General features: G+C 73.0%; 17 protein-coding genes. 11 read left to right on the top strand and 6 right to left on the bottom strand.

All coding sequences use genetic code 11. The annotated features are described in order from the left end of the window. Window positions 1-50: 50 nt before the first annotated feature. The 3 genes from ACIRVF_RS20510 to ACIRVF_RS20500 all read left to right on the top strand — a co-directional run bounded on the left by ACIRVF_RS20510 (window position 51) and on the right by ACIRVF_RS20500 (window position 1,643). A complete protein-coding gene (locus ACIRVF_RS20510) occupies window positions 51-362 on the top strand; it encodes a hypothetical protein (protein ID WP_402819440.1) in 312 nt (103 codons plus the stop codon). Further along, entirely contained in the window at window positions 359-934 is a 576-nt protein-coding gene (locus ACIRVF_RS20505) for an acyl-CoA thioesterase (protein WP_402819437.1), read from the top strand. The genes ACIRVF_RS20510 and ACIRVF_RS20505 overlap by 4 nt, the downstream gene beginning before the upstream one ends. A gap of 313 nt (window positions 935-1,247) precedes the next feature. After that, the gene (locus tag ACIRVF_RS20500; RefSeq protein ID WP_402819434.1) at window positions 1,248-1,643 is read left to right on the top strand and encodes a DUF2267 domain-containing protein; all 396 of its coding nucleotides are present in this window, start codon (window positions 1,248-1,250) and stop codon (window positions 1,641-1,643) included. Window positions 1,644-1,915: 272 nt separating this feature from the next. On the opposite strand, the gene ACIRVF_RS20495 is transcribed toward ACIRVF_RS20500, so the two are convergent. The 6 genes from ACIRVF_RS20495 to ACIRVF_RS20470 all read right to left on the bottom strand — a co-directional run bounded on the left by ACIRVF_RS20495 (window position 1,916) and on the right by ACIRVF_RS20470 (window position 10,746). Beyond that, window positions 1,916-2,848: an ROK family protein gene (locus ACIRVF_RS20495; RefSeq protein WP_402819431.1), complete on the bottom strand. Its 933-nt coding sequence runs from the start codon at window positions 2,846-2,848 to the stop codon at window positions 1,916-1,918. Window positions 2,849-2,920: 72 nt separating this feature from the next. After that, window positions 2,921-5,962, bottom strand: coding sequence for an alpha-mannosidase (locus ACIRVF_RS20490; protein ID WP_402819428.1), 3,042 nt, complete (start codon window positions 5,960-5,962; stop codon window positions 2,921-2,923). A gap of 38 nt (window positions 5,963-6,000) precedes the next feature. Further along, window positions 6,001-7,311: a glycosyl hydrolase gene (locus ACIRVF_RS20485; protein ID WP_402819425.1), complete on the bottom strand. Its 1,311-nt coding sequence runs from the start codon at window positions 7,309-7,311 to the stop codon at window positions 6,001-6,003. Continuing rightward, the gene (locus ACIRVF_RS20480; RefSeq protein WP_402819422.1) at window positions 7,308-8,207 is read right to left on the bottom strand and encodes a carbohydrate ABC transporter permease; all 900 of its coding nucleotides are present in this window, start codon (window positions 8,205-8,207) and stop codon (window positions 7,308-7,310) included. The genes ACIRVF_RS20485 and ACIRVF_RS20480 overlap by 4 nt, the downstream gene beginning before the upstream one ends. Before the next feature lie 3 nt (window positions 8,208-8,210). Further along, on the bottom strand, window positions 8,211-9,083 hold the full coding sequence (locus ACIRVF_RS20475; RefSeq protein WP_402819420.1) for a carbohydrate ABC transporter permease: 873 nt from the start codon (window positions 9,081-9,083) through the stop codon (window positions 8,211-8,213). Between the two features lie 373 nt (window positions 9,084-9,456). Next, on the bottom strand, window positions 9,457-10,746 hold the full coding sequence (locus tag ACIRVF_RS20470) for an extracellular solute-binding protein (RefSeq protein WP_402819417.1): 1,290 nt from the start codon (window positions 10,744-10,746) through the stop codon (window positions 9,457-9,459). Between the two features lie 167 nt (window positions 10,747-10,913). Between ACIRVF_RS20470 and ACIRVF_RS20465 the strand changes: the two genes are divergently transcribed. The 8 genes from ACIRVF_RS20465 (at window position 10,914) to ACIRVF_RS20430 (ending at window position 21,881) form a co-directional block, all read left to right on the top strand. Continuing rightward, the gene (locus ACIRVF_RS20465; protein WP_402819414.1) at window positions 10,914-11,981 is read left to right on the top strand and encodes a LacI family DNA-binding transcriptional regulator; all 1,068 of its coding nucleotides are present in this window, start codon (window positions 10,914-10,916) and stop codon (window positions 11,979-11,981) included. 150 nt (window positions 11,982-12,131) lie between these two features. Further along, window positions 12,132-14,597: a discoidin domain-containing protein gene (locus tag ACIRVF_RS20460; protein WP_402819411.1), complete on the top strand. Its 2,466-nt coding sequence runs from the start codon at window positions 12,132-12,134 to the stop codon at window positions 14,595-14,597. 36 nt (window positions 14,598-14,633) lie between these two features. Beyond that, window positions 14,634-15,824 (top strand): hypothetical protein, encoded by a 1,191-nt coding sequence (locus ACIRVF_RS20455; RefSeq protein WP_402819409.1) that lies wholly within the window; start codon window positions 14,634-14,636, stop codon window positions 15,822-15,824. Further along, on the top strand, window positions 15,821-18,880 hold the full coding sequence (locus ACIRVF_RS20450) for an NEW3 domain-containing protein (protein ID WP_402819661.1): 3,060 nt from the start codon (window positions 15,821-15,823) through the stop codon (window positions 18,878-18,880). Before ACIRVF_RS20455 ends, ACIRVF_RS20450 begins: the two co-directional genes overlap by 4 nt. Further along, the gene (locus ACIRVF_RS20445) at window positions 18,877-19,572 is read left to right on the top strand and encodes a hypothetical protein (RefSeq protein ID WP_402819406.1); all 696 of its coding nucleotides are present in this window, start codon (window positions 18,877-18,879) and stop codon (window positions 19,570-19,572) included. The genes ACIRVF_RS20450 and ACIRVF_RS20445 overlap by 4 nt, the downstream gene beginning before the upstream one ends. A 132-nt stretch (window positions 19,573-19,704) precedes the next feature. Further along, window positions 19,705-20,397, top strand: coding sequence for a hypothetical protein (locus ACIRVF_RS20440; protein ID WP_402819403.1), 693 nt, complete (start codon window positions 19,705-19,707; stop codon window positions 20,395-20,397). 241 nt (window positions 20,398-20,638) lie between these two features. After that, window positions 20,639-21,403, top strand: a complete 765-nt coding sequence (locus tag ACIRVF_RS20435; protein ID WP_402819400.1) for an alpha/beta hydrolase — start codon at window positions 20,639-20,641, stop codon at window positions 21,401-21,403. A 49-nt stretch (window positions 21,404-21,452) separates the two neighbouring features. Further along, window positions 21,453-21,881, top strand: coding sequence for a VOC family protein (locus ACIRVF_RS20430; RefSeq protein ID WP_402819397.1), 429 nt, complete (start codon window positions 21,453-21,455; stop codon window positions 21,879-21,881). Window positions 21,882-22,014 lie beyond the last annotated feature (133 nt).

Below are 22,014 nucleotides of genomic sequence, written 5' to 3'. Positions count from 1 at the left end.
GAACGTCAGTTACCGGGCCGTAATGGCCCGAATTGGTCCTGGAGAAAAGAATGCGGAATTCACCGAAGGAGAGCCGGTCGGACGCCATCGACGATCTGCAGCTCGCAGTCGAATCGCTGGCGGCCTTTCCGGCCCGTAACGCGGCCGGTGCGGCCGATGTCACCGAACGCCTCGCCGCGGTCGCCGACCTCTGCCGGTCGGTCGACGTGGTGCTGGACAGCCTGGTCGTCCAGGCGGCCGCGGAGGCCGCCGAGGAGGGCTGGACCGCCGCCCGGATGGCGGCCGAACACTCCGGTTACTACGCCCGGTTGCAGCGCGCGCTGCTCCCCACCGGCGCCGGCGCGGGGCTGACGCAGCAGTGAGCGGGCTGTTCCCGGGTGTGCACGTGCTGTCCTGTCCCACCCGGTGGAGCGACGTCGACGAGAACGGGCACATCAACAACGCCAGGCTGGTCGGCTACATCCAGGAGGGGATTTACGACCTGTTCTGCCACCACGCGACCGCCGTGCGGGAATCGCTGTTCCCGTCCGGATTCATTATCGCCCGGCACGAGATCGATTATCTGGAGCAGTTGCACCACCGCCCCGAGCCATTGTCGGTGCGGTTGACCGTGCAACACATCGGGCGGAGCTCCGCCCATGTCGAGGTGAATGTCTGCCGCGATCCGCGCACCTTTATGCGGGCGCGGACCGTGGTCGTCGCGCGGGACCGGGCATCCGGTCGCTCGCGCAAACTCAGCCAGAACGAGCGGCGCTTTCTGTCGGCCTTTATGTCGGACTCGGTCGCGGACCGGGTCCCGGACACGGCGCGCGGCGACACCGTGGTCGCCGTCGGGAAGCCGATGGCGCCGGCCCAGCGGACGGCGGTGCGCTCCGGTGCGGGCGTGGGGACGTCGCGCGGCTCGCGCAGAAGGGTGCGCGCCTCGGCGGGCTGATCCGGGCGTTCCCGTGCCGGTGGCGGCGCGGGCCGGTGGCGTGATCGACAACGGCGTCGATCCGCCAGGCCGGTCCCGGCCACGGCTCAGGTCGCACCCCCGGCCACGGTTCCGGTTGGGGCTCCGGCCTCAGGGTTCCGTTCGGCCTCCGCTCTCCCGCCGGATCGACGGCCCCCGCCCCGGCCCGCTCGCAGTACCCTGAGCAGCACGGGAACCGGTACGTCTCCCGGCGGTCACGGGCCGCGATGAGGCAGGCCCCCGGCCCTCGGCCGCCGCTCACCCGGCCGGTCCCGCGGACCGGAAGGAGGACGCGATGACCATCTCCTGGGAGGACTTCCTCGCCCGCGTCGTGGAGCGCGGTGAGTACCGGGGCGAGGCCGAGGCGGACCATGCCACCCGGGTCGTGCTCGCCCTGCTGGGCGAGCACCTGGTGGGCGCGGAGCGGCTGGACCTCGCCGCCGCGCTGCCCGGGACGTACGCCTCGCTGCTCCGGGACGCCCAGCCGGCCGCCGAGCCGCTGACCGCCGAGCGCTTCGTGGAGGCCGTGGTCGGCTGGATCGACGGGGCGACGACGGCAACGGCGCAGTGGGACATCGGGGCGGTGCTCAGCACCGTGGCCGACCTCGTCCCCGGGGAAGTGATCGACCGGGTGATCGAGCAACTGCCGGACGGCTACGACCTGTTGTTCGGACATCCGCTCCCGGCCTGAGCCGGGCGGAGGCGGGCGCCGCCGCCGACGCGGGCGCTGACGCCGCCGCCGACGCGGGCGCTGACGCCGCAGCCGACACGGAGGCCCGGAGACGGCCCGCGACCTGCCCGCCGCCGCGGACCGGCCGGCCGCCGCGGGGCGAGGCCAACTCGTCGCAGGGTCCTGCCGGTTGGCCCGCCTCCGGGGCGCCGCCCCGCAGCACCCGGTAGCCCGGCCCGTCGCAGGGAGGACCGGACGGCAGGGAGGACCGGACGGCAAGGCGCCGGGGCGGCTCAGCGGCAGAGCGCGGCCGCGCCGATCAGCCCGGCGTCGGTGCCGAGTTCGGCCCGGCGCACGTCCAGCCCGCGGACGTACGAGAGGGCGGCGTAGCGGTCCAGGTGGCGGGCGAGCGGGGTGAACAGCACCTCCCCGGCGGTGGCGACGCCGCCGCCGACCACCACCCGGTGGAGGTCGACCAGGGCGGCCGTGGCGGCGATCCCGGCGGCCAGTGCCTGGGCGGCCCGGTCGAAGGAGGCCAGCGCGACCGGGTCGCCCGCGGCGGCCGCCACGGCCACCGCGCGGGCGGTGCGGTCCTCGCCCGGCGGCCGCCAGCCGTCGGCGAGTGCCCGGCGGGCGATCGCGGTGCCGCTGGCCAGGCCCTCCAGGCAGCCGCGGGAGCCGCACGGGCAGGGTTCGCCGTCCAGCTCGACGGTGATGTGGCCGAGGTGCCCGGCGTTGCCGCTGGGGCCGGGCCGCACGGCGCCGTCCAGCACCAGCCCGGCGCCGACGCCGGTGGACACCACCAGGCAGAGCGCGTTGTCGGCGCCCCGGGCCGCGCCCTGCCAGTGCTCGGCGGCGGCCATCGCCACGCCGTCCCCGGCGAGGCGGACGGGCAGGCTCCGGGCGGCCACCGCCGGGTGGGCGGCGACCTCGGCGACCAGCGGGAAGCCGCGCCAGCCGGGGATGTTGACCGGGCTGACGGTGCCGTCGGCCAGGTCGACCGGGCCGGCGCTGCCGATGCCGACGGCCGTCACGGCGGCCCAGTCGGCCGTACCGGCGAGCTGGTCCAGCACCTTGTGCACGACGGCGAGCACGGCCGGGCCGGGTCCGTCGGCCGGAGTGGGCAGTTGGAGCCGCTGCCGCAGCCGTCCGCCGCCGTCGACCAGCGCCCCGGCGATCTTGGTGCCGCCGATGTCGACGGCGGCGAACAGGGGGGTGAGCGGCATGGCGGGCTCCAGGAGGGTCGCAGGGGCGGCGCCCCGGCTGCGCGGGGCCGGGGCGCCTTTACGGTACGTCGGTCAGCCGGCCGCGCTGAGCCGCAGGGTGACCAGCTCGAACGGTCGCAGCGCCAGCCGCACCGCGCCGTCCTCCACCGTCACCTCGCCGCGGGTGCCGTCCCAGGGCCGTTCCAGCAGGTCGCAGGGCACGGCGCGGGCCAGCGGGAAGGAGGTGGTGAGCCGCCCGCGTGCCCGGCCGCCGCCCGCCTCGTAGACCCGGACGACCAGGTCGCCGCTGCGGTCGTCGGCGAGTTTGACCGCGCTGACCACCAACGCGTCGTCGTCCAGCTCGACCAGCGGCGCGACCCGCTCGGCGCTGCCGGTGACCCGCCGCTCGGGCAGGCCGATCCGGTAGCCCTCGCGGACGGCGTCGGCGATCGCCGCGCCCGGGACGAGCGCGTGCCGGAAGCGGTGCACTCCCTGGTCGGTCCTCGGGTCGGGGAAGCGCGGGGCGCGCAGCAGGGAGAAGCGGACGGTCGTGGTGGTGCCGCCGTCGGTCGCGCGCACGGTGCGGGTGACGTCGTGGCCGTAGGTGGAGGCGGTCACCAGGGCCACGCCCCAGCCGGGCTCCTCCAGGTGGACGAAGCGGTGGTTGCAGGCCTCGAACTTGGCGGCGTCCCAGCTGGTGTTGGTGTGGGTGGGCCGGTAGAGGTGGCCGAACTGGGTCTCGGCGGCGTAGCGCTCGGTGTGGACGTCCAGCGGGAAGGCCGCCTTGAGGAACTTCTCGGTCTCGTGCCAGTCGACCTCGGTGTCGATGTCTAGGCGCTGCTCGCCGGCCCGCAGGGTGAGGACCTGGACGACGGTGGAGGAGCCGAAGGAGCGGGCGATGCGAACGGCGGCCCGGTCGGCGGAGGCGGTGGCGGTGAGCGAGTCCACGCCGGTCAGGTCGGTGACGGTGTTGCGGTAGAACCGGTCCACGTCCCAGGCGTCCCACATGTTGGGGAAGTCCGGGTGCAGCTGCAGCAGGTTGGCCCTGCTGCCGGGGGCGACGGTCTCGCGGCCGCTGGACAGTTCGACCACCGAGCCGATCAGGCCGTCCGCGTCGACGGTGACCTCCAGCAGGCCGTTGCGCAGGGTGAACCCGCCCTCGGGCCGCTCGTCGGCCCTGCAGCCCTCCCCCCTCGGGGCCGCCACGGCCGCCCCGCCCGCCGGGACGGCCGAGCGGGCGTGCGGCGCGGCGTTGAACACCAGCTCGCGCCCGCCCTCGGCCTCCCCGGCCAGCGCCTGCTGGGCGGCGCCGATCAGCCCCTCCAGCTCCTCCGCCAGGGCCGCGTACGTCGCCTCCGCCTCGCGGTGCACCCAGGCGATCGAGGAACCGGGCAGGATGTCGTGGAACTGGTGCAGCAGCACGGTCTTCCAGATCCGGTCCAGCTGCTCGTACGGGTACGCCGCACCGGTGCGCAACGAGGCGGTAGCGCACCAGAGTTCGGCCTCGCGCAGCAGGTTCTCGCTGCGCCGGTTGCCCTGCTTGGTCCTCGCCTGGCTGGTCAGGGTGGCCCGGTGGAGTTCGAGGTAGAGCTCGCCGACCCAGACCGGCGGGTCCGGGTACTCGGCCTCGGCCTTGGCGAAGAACTCGGCGGGCTTCTCCCAGCGAACGGTGGCCGAGCCCTCCAGGTCGCGCAGCCGGGCGGCCTTGGCGACCATCTCGCGGGTCGTCCCGCCGCCGCCGTCGCCCCAGCCGGTCGGCGCGATCGAGTGCCGGGCCACTCCCTTGTCCTTGAAGTTCCGTGCCGCGTGGGCGATCTCGCTGCCCTTCATGGAGCAGTTGTAGGTGTCCACGGGCGGGAAGTGGGTGAAGACGCGGGTCCCGTCGATGCCCTCCCAGAGGAAGGTGTGGTGCGGGAACCTGTTGACCTGGCTCCACGAGATCTTCTGGGTGAGCAGCCACTTGGAGCCCGCGTTGCGGATGATCTGCGGCAGGCCGCCGGTGAAGCCGAAGGTGTCCGGCAGCCAGGCCTCGTGGTTCTCGATCCCGAACTCCTCCAGGAAGAACCGCTTCCCGTGGACGAACTGACGGGCCATCGCCTCCGAGCTCGGCATGTTGGTGTCGGACTCGACCCACATGCCGCCGGCCGGCACGAACCGGCCCTCGGCCACCGCCTTGCGGACCCGGGCGTACACCTCGGGGCGGTGCTCCTTGATCCACGCGTACTGCTGCGCCTGGGGCATGGTGTAGAGGAAGTCCGGCTCGTCCTCCAGCAGCGCGGTCATGTTGGCGGTGGTGCGGGCCACCTTGCGCACCGTCTCGCGCAGCGGCCACAGCCAGGCCGAGTCGATGTGGGCGTGGCCGATCGCGCTGATCCGGTGCGCGGACGGGACCGCGGGTGCGGCCAGTACGGCGGTGAGCTCCGAACGGGCGGCCGCGGCCGTGCCGTTGACGTCCTGGAGGTCGATCGCGTCCAGGGCCCGCTCGACCGCGCGCAGCACCTCCCAGCGGCGGGCGCCGTCCACCGGGAGTTCGGCCATCAGCTCGCCGAGCACCTCCAGGTCGATGGAGAGCTGCCAGACCGTGTCGTCGAAGACCGCGAGGTCCATCCGGGCCAGCTTGTACTGCGGCTGGTCGCCGGCCGTCTCCCGGTCGCCCAGCTCGGTGGGCAGGAAGGGGTGGTAGTCCAGGATGACCGGGTTGGCGGCGGCCTCGACGTGCAGCAGCACCTGCTCGCCGCCGGCCGCCGGGGCGGCGATCCGTACCCACTGGTTGCGCGGGTTGAGGCCCTTCACCGGGCTGCCGTCCGGGCGGTGGACCAGGCCCTCGCACTGGAAGCCGGGCATGTTGGCGTCGAAGCCGAGGTCGATCAGCGCCTCGACCGTCCGGCCGGCCCAGGCCTGGGGCACGGTGCCGGAGACGGTCAGCCAGCTGGTGCCCCAGGGCGCGCCCCAGGCGTCGCCGACCGCGATCGGGGTGCGCGGCGCGGCCAGGCCCTCGGCGACCGGGACGGGCTCGCCGGGGGCGGTCCAGATGCCGACCTCCAGCGGGACGGACTCCGGGTAGACCGCCGGGAGGATGCGCTCCTCCAGGACGCGCTTGAGGCGGGACTCGACGAGGGTGCGGTCATCGTGCATGTCGGCAGGCTCCGTTGCGTGGCGAGGGACAGCGCTGACTAGAGAGAACGTACGTCGGAGGGGTGGACCACCTCGGTGATGCCGCGGGCGGCCAGGTGCGCCCGGTCCCCGGCGCGTTCGGCGAGCACGGTGGTCGGGCGGACGCCGGCCTCGGCGAGGCGCATGAAGGCCTCGTACACCGCCCCGCCGGGGCCGCAGACCGAGCGGTGCGGCGAGGTGACCTCGTCCCCGGTGGCGACCACCACGGCGGTGCTGCGCGGCTTGGGCGGCTGCCAGTGGCGGCGGGCCTCGGCGGCGGCCCCGGCGAGCCGGGCGCCGGCCGGTTTGACGGCCCGGTCGGTGGTCAACAGGCCGAGGCCGTACTCCAGTTCGGGGAAGTCGGCGAGCGAGCGGTCCACGTCGTGGGAGCACCACCAGGTGACGCCCCAGAGGTCCGGGCAGTCCAGTACGGCCCCGACGGTGGCGCCGGTGAACCGGGCCGCGTCCTCGGCGCCGATGTGCGGGGCGGGCGCGCCGACCTCCTGGAGCCAGACCGGGCGGGCCGGGTCGTCGGCCCAGGCCTTGGAGAGCTCGACCAGGTAGGCAGCGTGCTGGGCGGTGGCGGTGGAGCGGGCGCCGTAGCGCTGGGCCGTGCCGTTGAACACCCAGGAGTGCACGGCGGTGGCGGCGCCCAGGCGGGCCGAGTGCCAGGGCGTGAACGGGTGCCCGTCCAGGTACCAGGCCGCGTCGTACGAGGCGTGCAGGTGCAGCCGTCCGGGGGCGCCGCGCTCGCAGGCGGCGAGCATCCGGCGCAGCCAGGCCTCGGCCTCGGCGGGGGTGACCTCGTCCGGGTCGGGGTGCGGGCCGCCGGAGAACTGGTTGATCTCGTTGCCGAGCGTCATGCCGAGGAAGTTCGGCCGCTCGCGCAGTGCCCCGGCGAGGGTGTGCAGGTAGGCGGCCTGGCCGTCGATGACCTCGGGGTCGGTGAAGATGTTGCGGCGGTGCCAGGTCCGGGTCCAGGACGGCAGGAAGTCGAAGCTGGACAGGTGGCCCTGGAGGCCGTCCACGGCGACGTCCAGGCCGCGTTCGCCGGCCGCGTCCACCAGGGCCGTCAGCTGTTCGACGGCGCGAGGGCGGATCAGGGTGCGGTTGGGCTGGAACAGCGGCCAGAGCGGGAAGACCCGGACGTGGTCCAGGCCGAGGGCGGCGACGGAGTCGAGGTCGGCGCGCACGGCGTCGAGGTCGAAGTCGAGCCAGTGGTGGAACCAGCCGGCGGTCGGGGTGTAGTTGACGCCGAAGCGCGGAGCCTGCGGGAAGGTGGTCACGGGGGCATCCTCAACTGAGCTGGGGCCTGCGGGAGATGGGCTCATCCCTTGACGGCACCCTCCTCGACGCCCTTGAAGAAGAAGCGCTGGCAGACGGCGAACACCAGGACGATCGGCAGGAAGGCGATCATGGTGCCGGCCGCGATCAGCCGGGGATTGGCGGAGAAGGTGCCGTTGAGGTACTGGAGCCCGACGGTGAGGGTGTACTTCTGCGGGTCGTTGAGCACGATCAGCGGCCAGAGGAAGTCGTCCCAGGCGCCGATGAAGGTGAAGATGACGATCACGCTGAGCATGCCGCGCACGTTCGGCAGGCCGATGTGCCACAGCCGCTGCCGGACGTTGGCGCCGTCGACCAGCGCGGCCTGGTCCAGCTCGGCGGGTACGGCGGCGAAGGCGGTGCGCATCAGGAGCACGTTGAGCATCGCGATCGCCCCGGGCAGCGCGACGCCGAGCAGGCTGTCGGCCAGGCCTAGGCCGCGCACCAGCACGTACTGGGAGACGATGGTGACCTCGCCGGGCAGCACCAGGGTGGCCAGGAACAGGCCGAGGAGCAGCTTGGCGCCGCGGAAGCGCAGCCGGGCCAGCGCGAACCCGGCCAGGGTGCAGCCGACCACGTTGCCGGTGATGCAGACGGCGGCGACGATCACCGAGTTGAGGGCGTAGGTCCACACCGGGATGGTGTCGGCGACCTGCCCGTAGTTGCCGATGGTGGGATGGTCGGGCAGGAAGCCCGGGGTGCGGGAGTAGACGTCCTCGCCGACGCCCTTGAGGGAGGTGGACAGCTGCCACAGGAAGGGGCCGATCACCAGGAGCAGGACGAGCAGGAGCAACAGGTAGCGGGCCGCGGTCCGCGCGGGGGAGGGGGTGTTGAAGCCGCGCGCCGCCCTGGTGCGGACGGGCGCGGTGCGGACGGTGGTTCCGGGTTCGCGGACGGTGGTCACGGGTCAGGCAGCCTTCCGGTTCAGCCGCATCAGGAACAGCATCGGGCCGAGGGTGATGACGAACAGCAGCAGGCTGAGCGCGGAGGCGTAGCCGAGGTGGCCGTTGAAGCCGCGGCTGTACATCTGGATCAGCATCACCACCGACATGTCGCGACCGCCGGGGCCGCCCAGGCCGTTGGAGAGCACGTAGAGCTCGGAGAAGACGCGCAGCGAACTCACCGAGATGAGGGCGGAGATCAGCACCATGGTCGGGCGCACCCCCGGGAGGGTGACGTGCCGGAAGCGGCTCAGCGGGCCCGCGCCGTCCACGGCCGCCGCCTCGTGCAGTTCGCGCGGGACGTTGGCGAGGGCGGACAGGTAGATGACCATGTAGTAGCCCAGACCCTTCCAGACGGTCAGGGCGATCGCGCTGAACAGCAGCAGCCAGCGGTCGGTGAGGAAGGGGACCGGGGAGCGGCTGAGGCCGCTCTGCCCGAGCAGGCCGTTGACCAGCCCCCGGTCGTCCAGCACCCAGCCCCAGATCAGCGCCACCACGACGGCGGAGGCGATCACCGGGGTGTAGAAGGCGGTGCGGAAGAAGGTGATGCCGGGGATGCGGCGCTGGACGAGCAGGGCGAGCAGCAGGGGGAGGACGGTGAGGAGGGGGAGGCAGACCAGCATGAAGACGATGCTGTTGAGCAGGGCGTCGGCGAGCTGGGCGTCGTCGAACAGGCGGCCGTAGTTCTCCAGGCCGGTGAACCGGCCGCCGCCGATGGGCTTGGCGTTGGTGAAGGAGAGGATCACCGTGTTGACGGCCGGCCAGAGGTTGAAGACGGCCAGCCAGAGTATCGCGGGCCCGGCGAGCAGCCAGGGGGTGAACCAACGCCGGTGGGTCATCGGATACCTCCGGATGCCCCCGGCTTCAGCCGGGGGAGGAAACGGATCTTCTGCTGAGCAGGACAAGGGGCTGCGTTTCGCCGCCAGGCGGACCGCAACTGGCCTACCTTTCCGAGGTGTCGTCCGTGCCGTTGCAGCAGGCCCTGCGGCACTTGCAGGGGGCGTTCGCCAACTTCTGGCAGAAGAAGGCGAAGTACCCGACGTTCGGGGGCGGGGCCTTCCGTTGGCCGGGAGGTGCGGACCGCGTGGGGGCCTCGGGCGGTACGGGCCGGGAACGGTACGGGCTCGGGATCCGGGGTTCGGGTCGTTCCCGGGAGCGGAGGGTGCGGGGAGCCCCGCCGCTTCGCCGGCAGGGGCTCCGGGAGTGGTGGGGTCAGCCCTTGAGGAGCTTGTCGCACTGCTCGACGGCGGTGTCCAGGGCCTGCTTGGAGCTGGTCTGTCCGCTGATGGCGAGCGCGAACTGCTGCTTGACGACGGTGCCCATCGCGTCGTCCACCTCGACCGGCTGGATCAGCTTGGCCTTGGCGAGCGAGTCGAAGGCGATCACCTTGGCGTCGCCCGCGTTGGTGCCGTCGCTCCTGCTGAAGAACGGGTCGTTCGCGGAGGCCTTGGTGGAGGGGAAGACACTGGTGAGGTGGGCGAAGGCGGCCTGGTTCTCGGGGCTGGTGACCCAGCGGGCGAGGGCGACCGCGGCGGCCGGGTTCTTGGTGCTCCTGGGAATGGACAGGCCCTGGACGTACAGCGGCGGGGTGCCCATCGCGGGGGAGGCGACGACCTTCGGCGCGAGGGTGGGGTTGTCGGTGGCGAGGCTGGTGATGTAGTTGCCGCCGCCGGTGGTCCAGGCCACGGTGCCGGCGCTGAAGAGCTTGGAGTTGCCGGCGTAGGTGTCGGTGAGCACCCCGTTCGGCATCAGCCCTTCCTTGAAGGCGTCGCGGTACTTGTCGAGCAGCGCGGCGGCCTCGGGGGTGTTGAAGGTGAAGGACTTGCCGTCGTCGGCCATGATCTTCACGCCGATGTCGTAGAGGTCGCCGAGGCCCGGTTTGCGGCTCATCAGGTAGTCCTGGCCGCCGGACTTCTGCTTCATCACCCGGGCCTGGGCGATGAGTTCGTCCAGGGTGCTCGGGGGCTTCTTCGGATCCAGGCCGTCCTTTTGGAGGAGTTCCGAACTCCAGTAGTTCACATCGGTGTTGAGGTACCAGGGATAGCCGAAGGTGCCCTGGTAGCCGTGGTAGCGGTAGGCCTCCACGCCGCCGGCCACGTACTCGTCGGCGAGCTTCGGGTCGGCCTTGGCCACGTCCAGCAGGACGTCCTTCCTGGCGAGCGGGAAGGCGAAGTCCGGCGGGAGGTTGACCACGTCGGGCAGGGTGCCGGCGGCGGCCTGGCTGAGCACCTTGTCGGAGTAACCCTCGCCGGGCTGGTCGAGCCAGTCGACCTCGACGCCGGGGTACTTCTTCTTGAAGCCGTCGATCACGCCCTGCATGTAGTCGGTGAACTTCGGCTTGAGCGCCCAGGTCTGGATGGAGACCCTGCCCTTGACCTCGCCGGTGGCGGCCGCACTCGCCACGCTGTCGCTGTTCTTGCTGTCGCCGGAACCGAGTCCGCAGCCGGTGAGGGCCGCGGCGGTGAGGGCCGTCGTCGTCAGTGCCGCCCAGATTCTTCGCATGAGGGTCTCCCGGTCCTGGGGGTGGGTGGGGGATCGCGCCGAGCTCGGGGGTGGGTGGGTTCTTCGGTCGGGTCGTGTTCCGGAAAACGGGCTACTAAACCGGTCTAGCTCTGGCAGGGACTATGCTCCGGCCTAAACTTGGCTGTCAAGAGAAGGAGTCGGGTTCCGTGGGCAGACCGACGATCGCCGACATCGCGCGCCGGGCCGGCGTCTCCAAGGGCGCGGTCTCCTTTGCGCTCAACGGCCGGCCTGGCGTCAGCGAGGCGACCAGGGACCGGATCCTGCGGGTCGCCGAGGAGATGAACTGGCGGCCCCACCACGCCGCGCGCGCCCTCGGCGGGGCCCGGTGCGACGCCGTCGGCCTGGTGATCGCCCGCCCCGCCCGCACCATCGGCGTCGAACCGTTCTTCAGCCACCTGCTCTCCGGCCTCCAGGCGGTGCTCTCGGCCAGCTCGGTGGCGCTGCACCTGATGGTCGTGGAGGACACCGCCGCCGAGATCGAGGTCTACCGGCGCTGGGCCTCCGAGCACCGGGTCGACGGCTTCGTGGTGGTGGACCTCCAGGTCAGGGACCCGCGGCTGCCGGTGCTGGACGAACTCGGGCTGCCCGCCGTCGTCCTCGGCGGGCCGGGCAAGGGCGGCCGCCAGCTGCGGATCTGGGCCGACGACCGGGAGGCGATGCTCTCCATCGTCGACTACCTGGCCGCCATCGGGCACCGCCGGATCGCCCACCTCGCCGGGTTGCCGCACTTCCAGCACACCCAGCGGCGGATCCGCGCGCTGCGCGACGCCTCGCGCCGGCTCGGGCTGGAGGAGGCGGTGTCGGTGCCCACCGACTTCAGCGACGCCGAGGGCGCGGCGGCCACCCGCACGCTGCTCTCCCGGCCCGGGCGGCCCACCGCGATCGTCTACGACAGCGACGTGATGGCCGTCGCCGGGCTCGGCGTGGCGGGGGAGATGGGCGTCGCGGTGCCCGGGGAGCTGTCCATCGTCTCCTTCGACGACTCGGTGCTCGCCCGGATCGTCCACCCGCCGCTGACCGCGCTCAGCCGGGACACCTTCGCGCTCGGCGAGCAGGTCGCGCGCAGCCTGCTGGAGGCGGTGGACGGCACCGGGCCCGGGCGGGACCTGCAGATGCCCACGCCCCGGCTCACCGTGCGGGAGTCCACCTCGCCGCCGTCACCGGTGGGTGCGGTTGCTGCGCGATTCGTTGACACGGGTTCTGAACCGGTTTAGCCTCGCTGCGCCGAGGAGGTCCGGCCTGCGCACCGCTTGCTGTCATGTCCGCCGCATTCCCTCGATGAGCACCGCCGCGCCCGCATGCACCCGGGCCTGCCGCTGCCGGTGGGCCCGGCCCCACCCACTCCGCTCGATCGGAGCCACCGCATGTCCAGACGTCTCCCCCTGCTGCTCAGTGCCGCGCTCGCGACGGCCGCGCTGGGTGTCGTACCGGCAGCCCAGGCCGCCCCCGCCGCCCCCGCCGCCACCGTTCCGGCCCCGCCGGCCGCGGCCGCCGGGAACCAGCCCTACGCCTCGTACTGGTACCCCGGCACCATCCTCGACTGGGACCCGGCCACCGACCCGGACGCCCGGTTCAACCGCTCCCGCGTCCCGCTCCAGCCGCGCACCAGCGACCCGTCCCTGGCCGCGAACCCCAACGCCCGTGCGGGCGAGGGGAAGATCGCCTCGCTGGTGTCCTTCGCCCCCACCTCGAACAACCCCTCCCAGGGCTCCGCCGACCCCAACTACTACGCCTTCGGCTACTGGCAGTACGTCGACAAGCTGGTGTTCTGGGGCGGCTCCGCCGGTGAGGGCCTGATCCTCGCGCCGAACCCGACCGTGATCGACGCCGCCCACCGCAACGGCGTCAAGGTCTACGGCACCGTCTTCTTCCCGCCCGCCGCGTACGGCGGCCGGCTGCAGTGGGTGCGCGACTTCGTCCAGAAGTCCGGCGACCACTACCCCGTGGCCGACAAGCTGGTGCAGGCCGCCCAGTACTACGGCTTCGACGGCTGGTTCATCAACCAGGAGACGGGCGGCGGCGATTCGGGCCTCGCGTCCGAGGTCCGCAACCTGATGCAGTACACCGAGGCGAAGCGCGGCACCGAGTTCATGTGGTACGACGCGATGACCACCTCGGGCGCCGTCGACTGGCAGAACGCCCTCACCTCGGCCAACTCGCCCTTCCTGCAAGCCGGTCCGAAGCGCACCTCGGACTCGATGTTCCTCAACTTCGGCTGGACGGCCCCCGGCCTGGACTCCTCCCGGACCCTGGCCCACCAGCTCGGCCGCAGCGAGTACGACCTGTACTCCGGCATCGACACCGAGGCGAACGGCTACAACACCTCCGTCGACTGGGACACCCTCTTCCCGGCCGGCCGGCCGCACACCACCTCGCTCGGCCTCTACCGCCCCGAGTGGACCTGGAAGGCCGCCACCGACCGGGCCGACTTCTACGCCAAGGACGCCCGCTACTGGGTCGGTGCCAACGGCGACCCGTCGAACACCGACCTCTCCGGCAGCTGGCCGGGCCTGGCGGGTTACGTCGCCGAGTCCTCGCCGATCACCGCCAAGCCCTTCGTCACCAACTTCGACACCGGCCAGGGCGACTTCTACAACGCGGCCGGCACCCGGGTCGCCACCGGCGGCTGGAACAACCTCTCGCTGCAGGACGTCCCGCCGACCTACCGCTGGGTGGTCGACTCCGGTGGCAGCAAGCTCAGTCCGTCGATCGACTTCACCGACTCCTACCAGGGAGGCTCCTCGCTGCGGCTGAGCGGCACCCTGGACTCCACCAACACCGTGCGGCTCTACCAGACCAGCCTGCCGGTCGCCGCCGACACCGGGCTCGACCTGGTGGTGAAGACCCCGGCCGCCGGTCCGACCAGGCTCAAGGCGGCGGTTTCCTTCACCGACACCCCGGGCAGCTTCACCACCGTGGACGTCGGGGCCAACGCCGGGACGGGCTGGGAGCGGCACACCCTCGACCTCTCCCCCTACGCGGGCCGGACCATCTCCCAACTCGCACTCCAGGTGGACGGCTCCTCCGGCCCGGACCCGGCGTACGACCTGCGCGTCGGCCAAGTCGCTGTCCACGACGGTTCGGTGGAGAAGCCGGCGGCACCGGGCGGGCTGACCGTGCTCGGCGCGAGCGAGGTGACCGCGGGCGCCGTCCAGTCGCTGCGGCTCTCCTGGACGGCCGCGCCCGGCGGAAACGTCCACCACTACGAGGTGTACCGGCGCAACGCGGACGGCAGCCGCACCTTCCTGGGGGCCACCCCCAACGACGCCTACTTCGTCGGGCGGCTCGACCGGGCCGGTGGTGAGGCCGGCACCACGCTGGACGTCGAGGCGGTGTCCACCACCTACGGGCACTCCGACGTCGCCTCCACGGTGGTGGGTTGGAACGGAACGCCGCCTTCGGGCTCGACCAACCTGGCCCTGAACCGCCCGGCCACCGCCTCCGGCCAGTGCAACGCCAACGAGGGCCCGGCCAAGGCCGTCAACGGCAGCGTCGGCGGCGGGACCGGTGACAAGTGGTGCACCCTCACCACCGCCAAGTGGCTGGAGGTGGACCTCGGTTCGGCGAGGAAGCTGGACAGGTTCGTGGTCGAGCACGCCCAGGCGGGCGGTGAGAGCGCCTCCTACAACACCCGGGACTTCTCCATCCAGGTCCGCTCGAAGACCACCGACCCGTGGACGACGGTCGCCACCGTGACCGGCAACACCGCGGGCACCACCAGCCATCCGGTGAACACCACCGCCCGCTACGTGCGGCTGGTCGTCACCAAGCCGACCCAAACCGCCGATCCGGCCGCCCGCATCTACGAGTTCGAGGCCTGGGGGCAGTAGGACCCTCGGACCTCCGTCAGGAAGGGACCAACGCCCGTGCCGGTCACCACCATCGCCGCCGTCGAGAGCACCGACCTCTTCACCGGCCCCGAGGACAGCCCGCGCCAACTGCTGCGGGTGACCATCGAGGGACCGGCCGCCCGGATCACCGTCAGCGGTACGGGCGTTCGCGGCGAGGCGACCGGCACGGGTCCGGTCGAAGTCCCCCTGGAGATCACCGGGGCCTCGCCGGGCGACCGGCTCCCCGTGACGGTGCGGGCGTCGTCCAGCGAACTGCCGGGCGTCGTCGAGGTCGCGGAGCCCGGCTGGACGATGTTCCTGGTCTCCCACTTCCACTACGACCCGGTGTGGTGGAACACCCAGGCCGCCTACACCTCCCCCTGGGAACTGCTCTCCGCCGACGCCACCACCCGGCCGCTCTGGGAACGCAACGGCTTCGCCCTGGTGGACGCCCACCTGGACCTCGCCCTGCGGGACCCGGTGTACAGGTTCGTGCTCGCCGAGGTCGACTACCTGAAGCCCTACTTCGACCAGCACCCGGAACGCCGCGAGACCCTGCGCCTGCTGCTGGAGCGCGGGCAGGTCGAACTCGTCGGCGGTACCTACAACGAGCCCAACACCAACCTCACGGGCGCCGAGACGACCATCCGCAACATCGTCCACGGCATCGGCTACCAGCGCGACATCCTCGGCGGTGACCCGCGAACCGCCTGGCAGCTCGACGTGTTCGGGCACGACCCGCAGTTCCCCGGCCACCTGGCCGCGGCCGGTCTCACCGGCAGCGCCTGGGCCCGCGGGCCGTTCCACCAGTGGGGTCCGATCCAGAAGAACTTCCGCGAGGGCAAGGACGACGCCCGGGTGATGCAGTTCCCGAGCGAGTTCGAGTGGATCGCGCCCGGCGGCGAGGGCGTGCTCACCCACTACATGCCCCACCACTACTCGGCCGGCTGGTGGATGGACTCCTCCCCGGACTCGCCACCGCCGAGCAGGCCGTGTACGAGCTGTACCGCAAGCTCAAGCCGGTCGGGGCGACCAGGAACCTGCTGCTGCCGGTGGGCACGGACTACACCCCGCCGAACAAGTGGGTCACCGAGATCCACCGCTCCTGGGCCGCCAGGTACCTGTGGCCGCGCTTCGTCTGCGCCACCCCGCGCGACTTCCTGGACGCCGTCCGGGCCGAACTCGACGCCACCGGACGCCGGCCCGGCCCGCAGACCCGCGACATGAACCCGGTGTACACCGGCAAGGACGTCTCGTACATCGACACCAAGCAGGCCCAACGGGCGGGTGAGACCGCGGCGGTGGACGCGGAGAAGCTCGCCACGCTCGCCGTCGTGAACGGGCTGGGGCGGTACCCGGCGGCGGCGCTGGACAAGGTGTGGCGCCAACTCGCCTACGGGGCCCACCACGACGCGATCACCGGCTCGGAGTCGGACCAGGTGTACCTGGACCTGCTCGGCGGCTGGCGGGAGGCGTACGACCTGGCCTCGGCCGTCCGCGACACGGCGCTGGACGCGCTGACGGCGCGGATCTCGACGGTGGGGCCGGGGTCGGCAGTGGGGCCGGGGTCGGCGGTGGGGCCGGGGTCGGCGGTGGGGCTCGGGTCGGCAGTGGTGGTGACCAACACGTTGTCCTTCGACCGGACCGACCTGGCGGCCGTCGAACTCCCGGACGGCGAACGGTCGGTGCGCGTGCTGGACGACACGGGCGCGCCCGTGCCGAGCGCCGTCGACCGGGGCACGCTGCGCTTCCTCGCCGAGGGCGTACCCGCGCTCGGGTGGCGCACCTGGCGACTGGTGGAGGGCCCCGCCGAACCGGCGTGGACGGCCGCCGAAGGGTCGGTGATCGCCAACGACCGGTACCGGGTGGCCGCCGACCCGGCCCGCGGCGGCGGTCTCGTCTCGGTGTACGACCTGCTGCACGAGCGGGAGTTGATCCAGGACGGCCGTCTCGGCAACGAGCTTCGCGTGTACCGGGAGTACCCGCAGCACCCCGACTTCGGCGAGGGCCCCTGGCACCTGGTGCCGAGCGGCCCGGTGCTCGGTTCGGGCTCGACGCGGGCGGACGTGCGCCGGGAGACCGGGCCGCTCGGCGAGCGGCTGGTGATCGGGGGGAGGGTCGACGGCATCGGCTACGAGCAGACGGTCACGCTGTGGCGCGGCCTGGACCGGGTGGACTGCCGGACCCGGGTCGTCGATCACTCCGGCGCCGACCGGCTGCTGCGGCTGCGCTTCCCGGTCGAGGTGCCCGGTGGGCTACCGGTCAGCGAGGTCGCCGGAGCGGTCATCGGGCGCGGCTTCGCGATGCCGGACGTCGACTCGGCGGAGGCGCCCTGGACCCTGGACAACCCGGCCAACACCTGGTTCGGCCTGGGGGCCACCGCCCGGGCCGTCCTCACCGACGCCGCGGGCCGGGTGACCGGCTGCCGCGCGCTGGGCGTGGCCGAGGTCGTGGTGCCCTCCCTGGACGATGCGGCCGACGCCCGCCCGCTGGTGGTCGCCCTCGCCCGCGTCGGGGTCACCGCCACCACCTCGGGAGCGGACTGGGCGCGGTACGGCTGGCTCGACCTGGACTCCAACCTGCCGGACTTCCGGATCGTGGTCGGCGGTCCGGAAGTCAACGACGTGGCAAGCGATTTGATCGACCGGGCGGGGGAGGAGTACGCGGCCGCGCTGAAGGCGCACGGCGCCGTGTGGGTGCCGGCCCTCACGCCGCTCGCCGAGGTGTGGCGGCCGGGCGCCGACCTGCGTGACCTGCGGGCCCTGCCGGCGCTGGTCGTCTCCGATCTCCAGGCCCTGGTCGAGGACCTCGCGGACGCCCGGATCACCGCCGTCTGCCCCTCCCCGGTCCGGGACGAACTCGCCGACCACACCGTGGCGTTGCTCAGCTTCGGCCTGCCCGGCTTCGCGGTGGACGCCACCGGCGCGCTGCACCTGTCGCTGATGCGCTCCTGCACCGGCTGGCCGTCCGGCGTGTGGATCGACCCGCCCCGGCGCACCCTGCCGGACGGAGCCTCCTTCCAACTCCAGCACTGGACGCACGAGTTCAGCTACGCACTGGTGGGCGGTGACGGTGACTGGCGGGCGCAGACCCTGCCCGCCCGAGGGCAGGAGTTCAACCACCCGCTGTACGCACGGGTGGTGGAGGCCCAGGAGGGGCCGCTGCCGCCCACCCTGTCCTGGCTGCGGGTCGAACCGCAGCGCGAGGTGCTGCTGGGCGCGCTCAAACCGGCCGGGAACCCGATCGCCCAGGGCTCGGCGGCGGCCGTGGGCCGCGATCTCACCGTCCGACTCGTCGAGTCCACGGGCCTCGGGCGGACGGCCGAGCTCGGCGGCGCGCTCGGGCTGGACCGGATTCGGCCCGCCGACCTGCTGGAACGACCGCTCGGGGAGCCGGTCGGGGCCGTGGAACTCGCGGGTTCGCAGATCGCCACCCTGCTCGCGGCTCCGGGGGCCCCGGCGCCGACCGCCTCCACCGACGGACCCGTGCTCGGCCCGGTCGCCGAGCCCGCCCAGCCCGTCCACGCCCGCTACTGGCTGCACAACCGGGGCCCGGCCCCGCTCGGCTACCTGCCGGTGTCGGTCGGCGCCTCGCCGGGCCTGCTGCGGACGGCGGGGGAGACGGTGACCTTCTCGGTCGCCCTCTCCTCCCAGCTCCGCGATGCCGCCGTCGAGGGCACGGCCGTCGTCCTGCCCCCCGAGGGCTGGACGGCCGGCCCCGGCAGCCGCCCGTACCGCCTGGAGCCCGGGGGCCACCTGCGCTTCCCCGTCACCCTCACCCCGCCGGCGGACACCGAACCCGGGCTGCACTTCGCCGCCGTCCGGATCGAGCACGACGGCCAGCGGTTCGAGGACGTGGTCACCATCGCGGTCGGCGACCTGCCCGGGCTGCTGCCCGTCCCCGGGGACGCCCCGGAGGACTGGACGGCGGCCCAGGGAACCAAGGGCGTGACCGCCCGGGACACCGGCCTGTCCGTGGACGTCTCCTCCGAGTCCCTGCACCTGGCCCCCGGCGGCCGCACCGGCCTCGGCCTCACCCTCACCAACCGGACGCGCGGCGAGATCCGGGGTGAGCTCCAACTGGTCTCCCCGTGGGGCACCTGGGAGGCGATCGCGGACCCGGTGCGCGGCTTCACCGTCCCGGCCGGCTCCTCGGTGACCGTCGACTTCGCCGTCACCGCTCCCGAGTCCACCGACCCGGGCAGCTACTGGGCGCTGGCCAAGGTCATGTGGTTCGGCCGCTGCCAGTACGCCCCGACCGTCGCCCTGGTGGTGGAGGCGTGACTCTCGGACTGCTCGACGGGCGCCCCCTTCCCCGCACCGCCCTCGACCAGCGCCTCGCGGCGCTCCGCAGCGGCCCGCGCGCCACCGCCCTGCCGCAGCCGGGCAGTTCGGAGGACCGGCAGCTCACCCGCTGGGTCGCCCAGGTCCTGCTCACCGAGGCGCTCTGCGAGGCGGTCGCCGCCGAACGCGGGCTGCCCGTCACGGCGTCCGGGCCCGCCCGGCTCGACCAGCGGGCCGCCGTCGAACTCGGCTCGATCACCGCGGCCGCGTACGAGGGCAGCGCGGCCGTCCGCGCCGTCTACCGGGCGGTGACGGCGGGGGTCGAGCCCTCACCCGCCGACATCGCCCACTACCGCAGCCTGACCACCCGCCCACCGGCCACCCGCTGGCGCCTCGCCCTGCCCGACGGCGGCTTCGAGGCCGACCCCGCCACCCTCCCGACCGCCCTCGCCGAAGCCCTCCGCACCGCCCCGCCCGGCCAGTGGGTCACCGTCTGCCCCTGGACGGCCGTGCTCCTCGCCACCCTCACCGCCCCCCGGAGCGCCGACCCCGCGCCGGCCCTCCGCGAAGCCGCCCGCCGCGCCGCCTTCGTCCGCTGGCTCGACGGCGCGCGGGCCCAACGCCTCACCCTGGTCGAGGGACTGGAACACCCGGGAGACCCCGCGCAGCCCGACAACCACCACCGGCACTGAGCGGGGCCGGCGCCGCCCGCCCCCACGAATTCCGTTTCGCCACGAACCCCGGGGGTGGGAAGCTGCGGTCTGCTCGACCACTGGACGGCTACGCGGCGACCGGTGCCGCGCCACGGCAGCAGGGAGGCCCGGATGGCTGACTACTTCCCGTACCGCATCGTGACCAGGAGAGGGGACTTCACCCTGGTATGGCGTCCCGGGGAGGGCGAGGACCCCGATGCGCTCATGGTCGACGAAGGCGGGAGGCTCCTCGCGTTCGAGGAGCTCGCACCGTTGCGGGAACACTGCGAGCGCAACGGCTGGGAGGTCACCTGGGAGGGCGAGGGCACCCTCGATCTGCGCCCGGTGCGGCGGTGGGTCGAGCACCCCGAACTCGGCCCGGTCGCGGAGGGCCGGCTGCTGGACGCGTGGAACTTCTTCGAGGACCTCGCCCACAGCGTGCGGTCCGGACCGCGCCCGCCCGCCCAGGGGACGATCCACGACAGCGCCTACGAAAAGGCCTTCGGCGGTGAGCCCCTCGACCCGGCCGCCGGCGGGGAGGCCTGGACGGACGAGGAGACCGCCGCCGTGCGCCACCTCCTCCGCGCGGGACTGGCCCTCTGGGCGCACGCCGTCCACGGCGCCGGAACCAGCAGTGGTACCGGCAGCGGTACCGGTGGGAGCACGGTGGTGCATGCCGCTCCGGGTTCGACGGCCGGTCAGGTTCCCGAGAGTGCTGGTCCGCCGCCGCGCTGGCGCGGTTCCGCCCCGGGTCGGGACCCGGGGACAGCGGTGCCGGCGCGCGACACGGGTGGGCCGGGGTGGCGTTGCCACTTCGGAGAGTGACTCTGGGACGAACGGCGCTGGGACGGAGGGCCGTTGGGAGGTTCGCGGGGCGGAAGAAAAATGGCTGGCGGGGTCGGTGATCGAGCTGATAGCTTCTCGGTCGACCGTGACACCGCCCGAGGAGGTGAGACCCGTGAACGCTGTACCGATATGGGTGCTCCCCCTTGCCGTCACGAGTGGCGATTGACGTAGGTCTCGCCGGGAGCGCCTCCTTGCAAGGCACTCTCGAAGGGCAACTGCCATGAACGCTTTCCTCTTCACCGCTGAATCCGTCACCGACGGCATCGTCGAACGCGAGTTCACCGTCAACGGCGTACCCGGTGTCCTCTGGTCTCCCGTGTCCGGTGCGGACGGTGCGCCGCTGGTGCTCCAGGCCCACGGGGGCGGCAACCACAAGAAGCACCCGGCGATGTCCGGCCGGGCCGAGCACCTGGTGCGCGGCTGCGGGTACCACGTGGCCGTCCTCGATGCGCCCGGTCATGGCGACCGCCCGCGCAGCGAGCACGACGAGCGGGAGATATCCGCGCTGTTCGCGGCGAGGGCGGCCGGCGAGCCGGAGGGGCCGATCGTGGTCCGCTACAACGACCACCTGGCCAAGCTCGCCGTGCCCGAGTACCGCGCGCTGCTCGACGCCCTCCAGCAGCTGCCGGAGATCGGGACCGGGGGGCCGGTCGGCTTCTGGGGCATCAACATGGGCACCGCGATCGGCGTTCCGTTCGTCGCCGACGAGCCCCGGATCACCGCCGCGGTGTTCGGCCAGCACTGGCCCCAGGTGCTGGCCGAGTACGCCAAGCGGATCACCGTCCCGGTCGAGTTCGACCTCCAGTGGGACGACGAGCACATATCCCGCGAGGAGGGCCTCGCGCTCTTCGACGCCTTCGCCTCGGCGGAGAAGTCACTGCACGTGAACTCGGGCAAGCACAAGGAACTGCCGCGCTTCGAGGTCGACAGCGCGGTCCGGTTCTTCGCCCGGCACCTCGGCCGGGCGGTGAACGCGGCGGCCTGAGGCCTGAATCGGCTGTCCGGTGGGCGGTGCGCGCCACTATGGTGAGCCGATGGCGACGATCAGACAGTTCCAGGTCACCTTCGACTGTGCGGAGCCCGAGCGGGTCGGCCGCTTCTGGTGCGAGCTGCTGGGGTACGTCCCGCCGAAACCACCGAACGGGTTCGCCACCTGGGAGGAGTACGAGAACTCCCGCTCTCCCGAGGAGCGGGGTTCGTGGTTCGCCTGCAGCGATCCGACCGGAGCCGGTCCGCGGCTGTACTTCCAGCGCGTTCCCGAGGGGAAGGTCGTCAAGAACCGGGTGCACCTCGACGTGCGGGTCGGTACCGGGCTCGTGGGCGAGGAGCGCCTGGCCGTGCTTGAGGCCGAGAGCGAGCGGGTGCTCGCGCTGGGCGCGGTGCGGGTGCAACTGCTGTACGACGGCCACGACTCCTGCATCTCGATGCAGGACATCGAGGGCAACGAGTTCTGCCTGGACTGAGGTTGTGCAGGGCGGGGGGGGGGGGGGCCCCCCCCCCCGGGGGCCCCCCGGGCGGGGGGGCGGCCCGGGGGGGCGCGCGCGGGGCGCGCCGCCGGCCCCCCCCCCCCCCCGGGCGGGCGCCGGGGGGGGCCCG

Source organism: Kitasatospora sp. NPDC101157, from assembly GCF_044768255.1.
Lineage (GTDB): Bacteria > Actinomycetota > Actinomycetes > Streptomycetales > Streptomycetaceae > Kitasatospora.
Note: the sequence above shows the minus strand (reverse complement) of the source record. Positions and strands in the feature narration are given on the sequence as shown.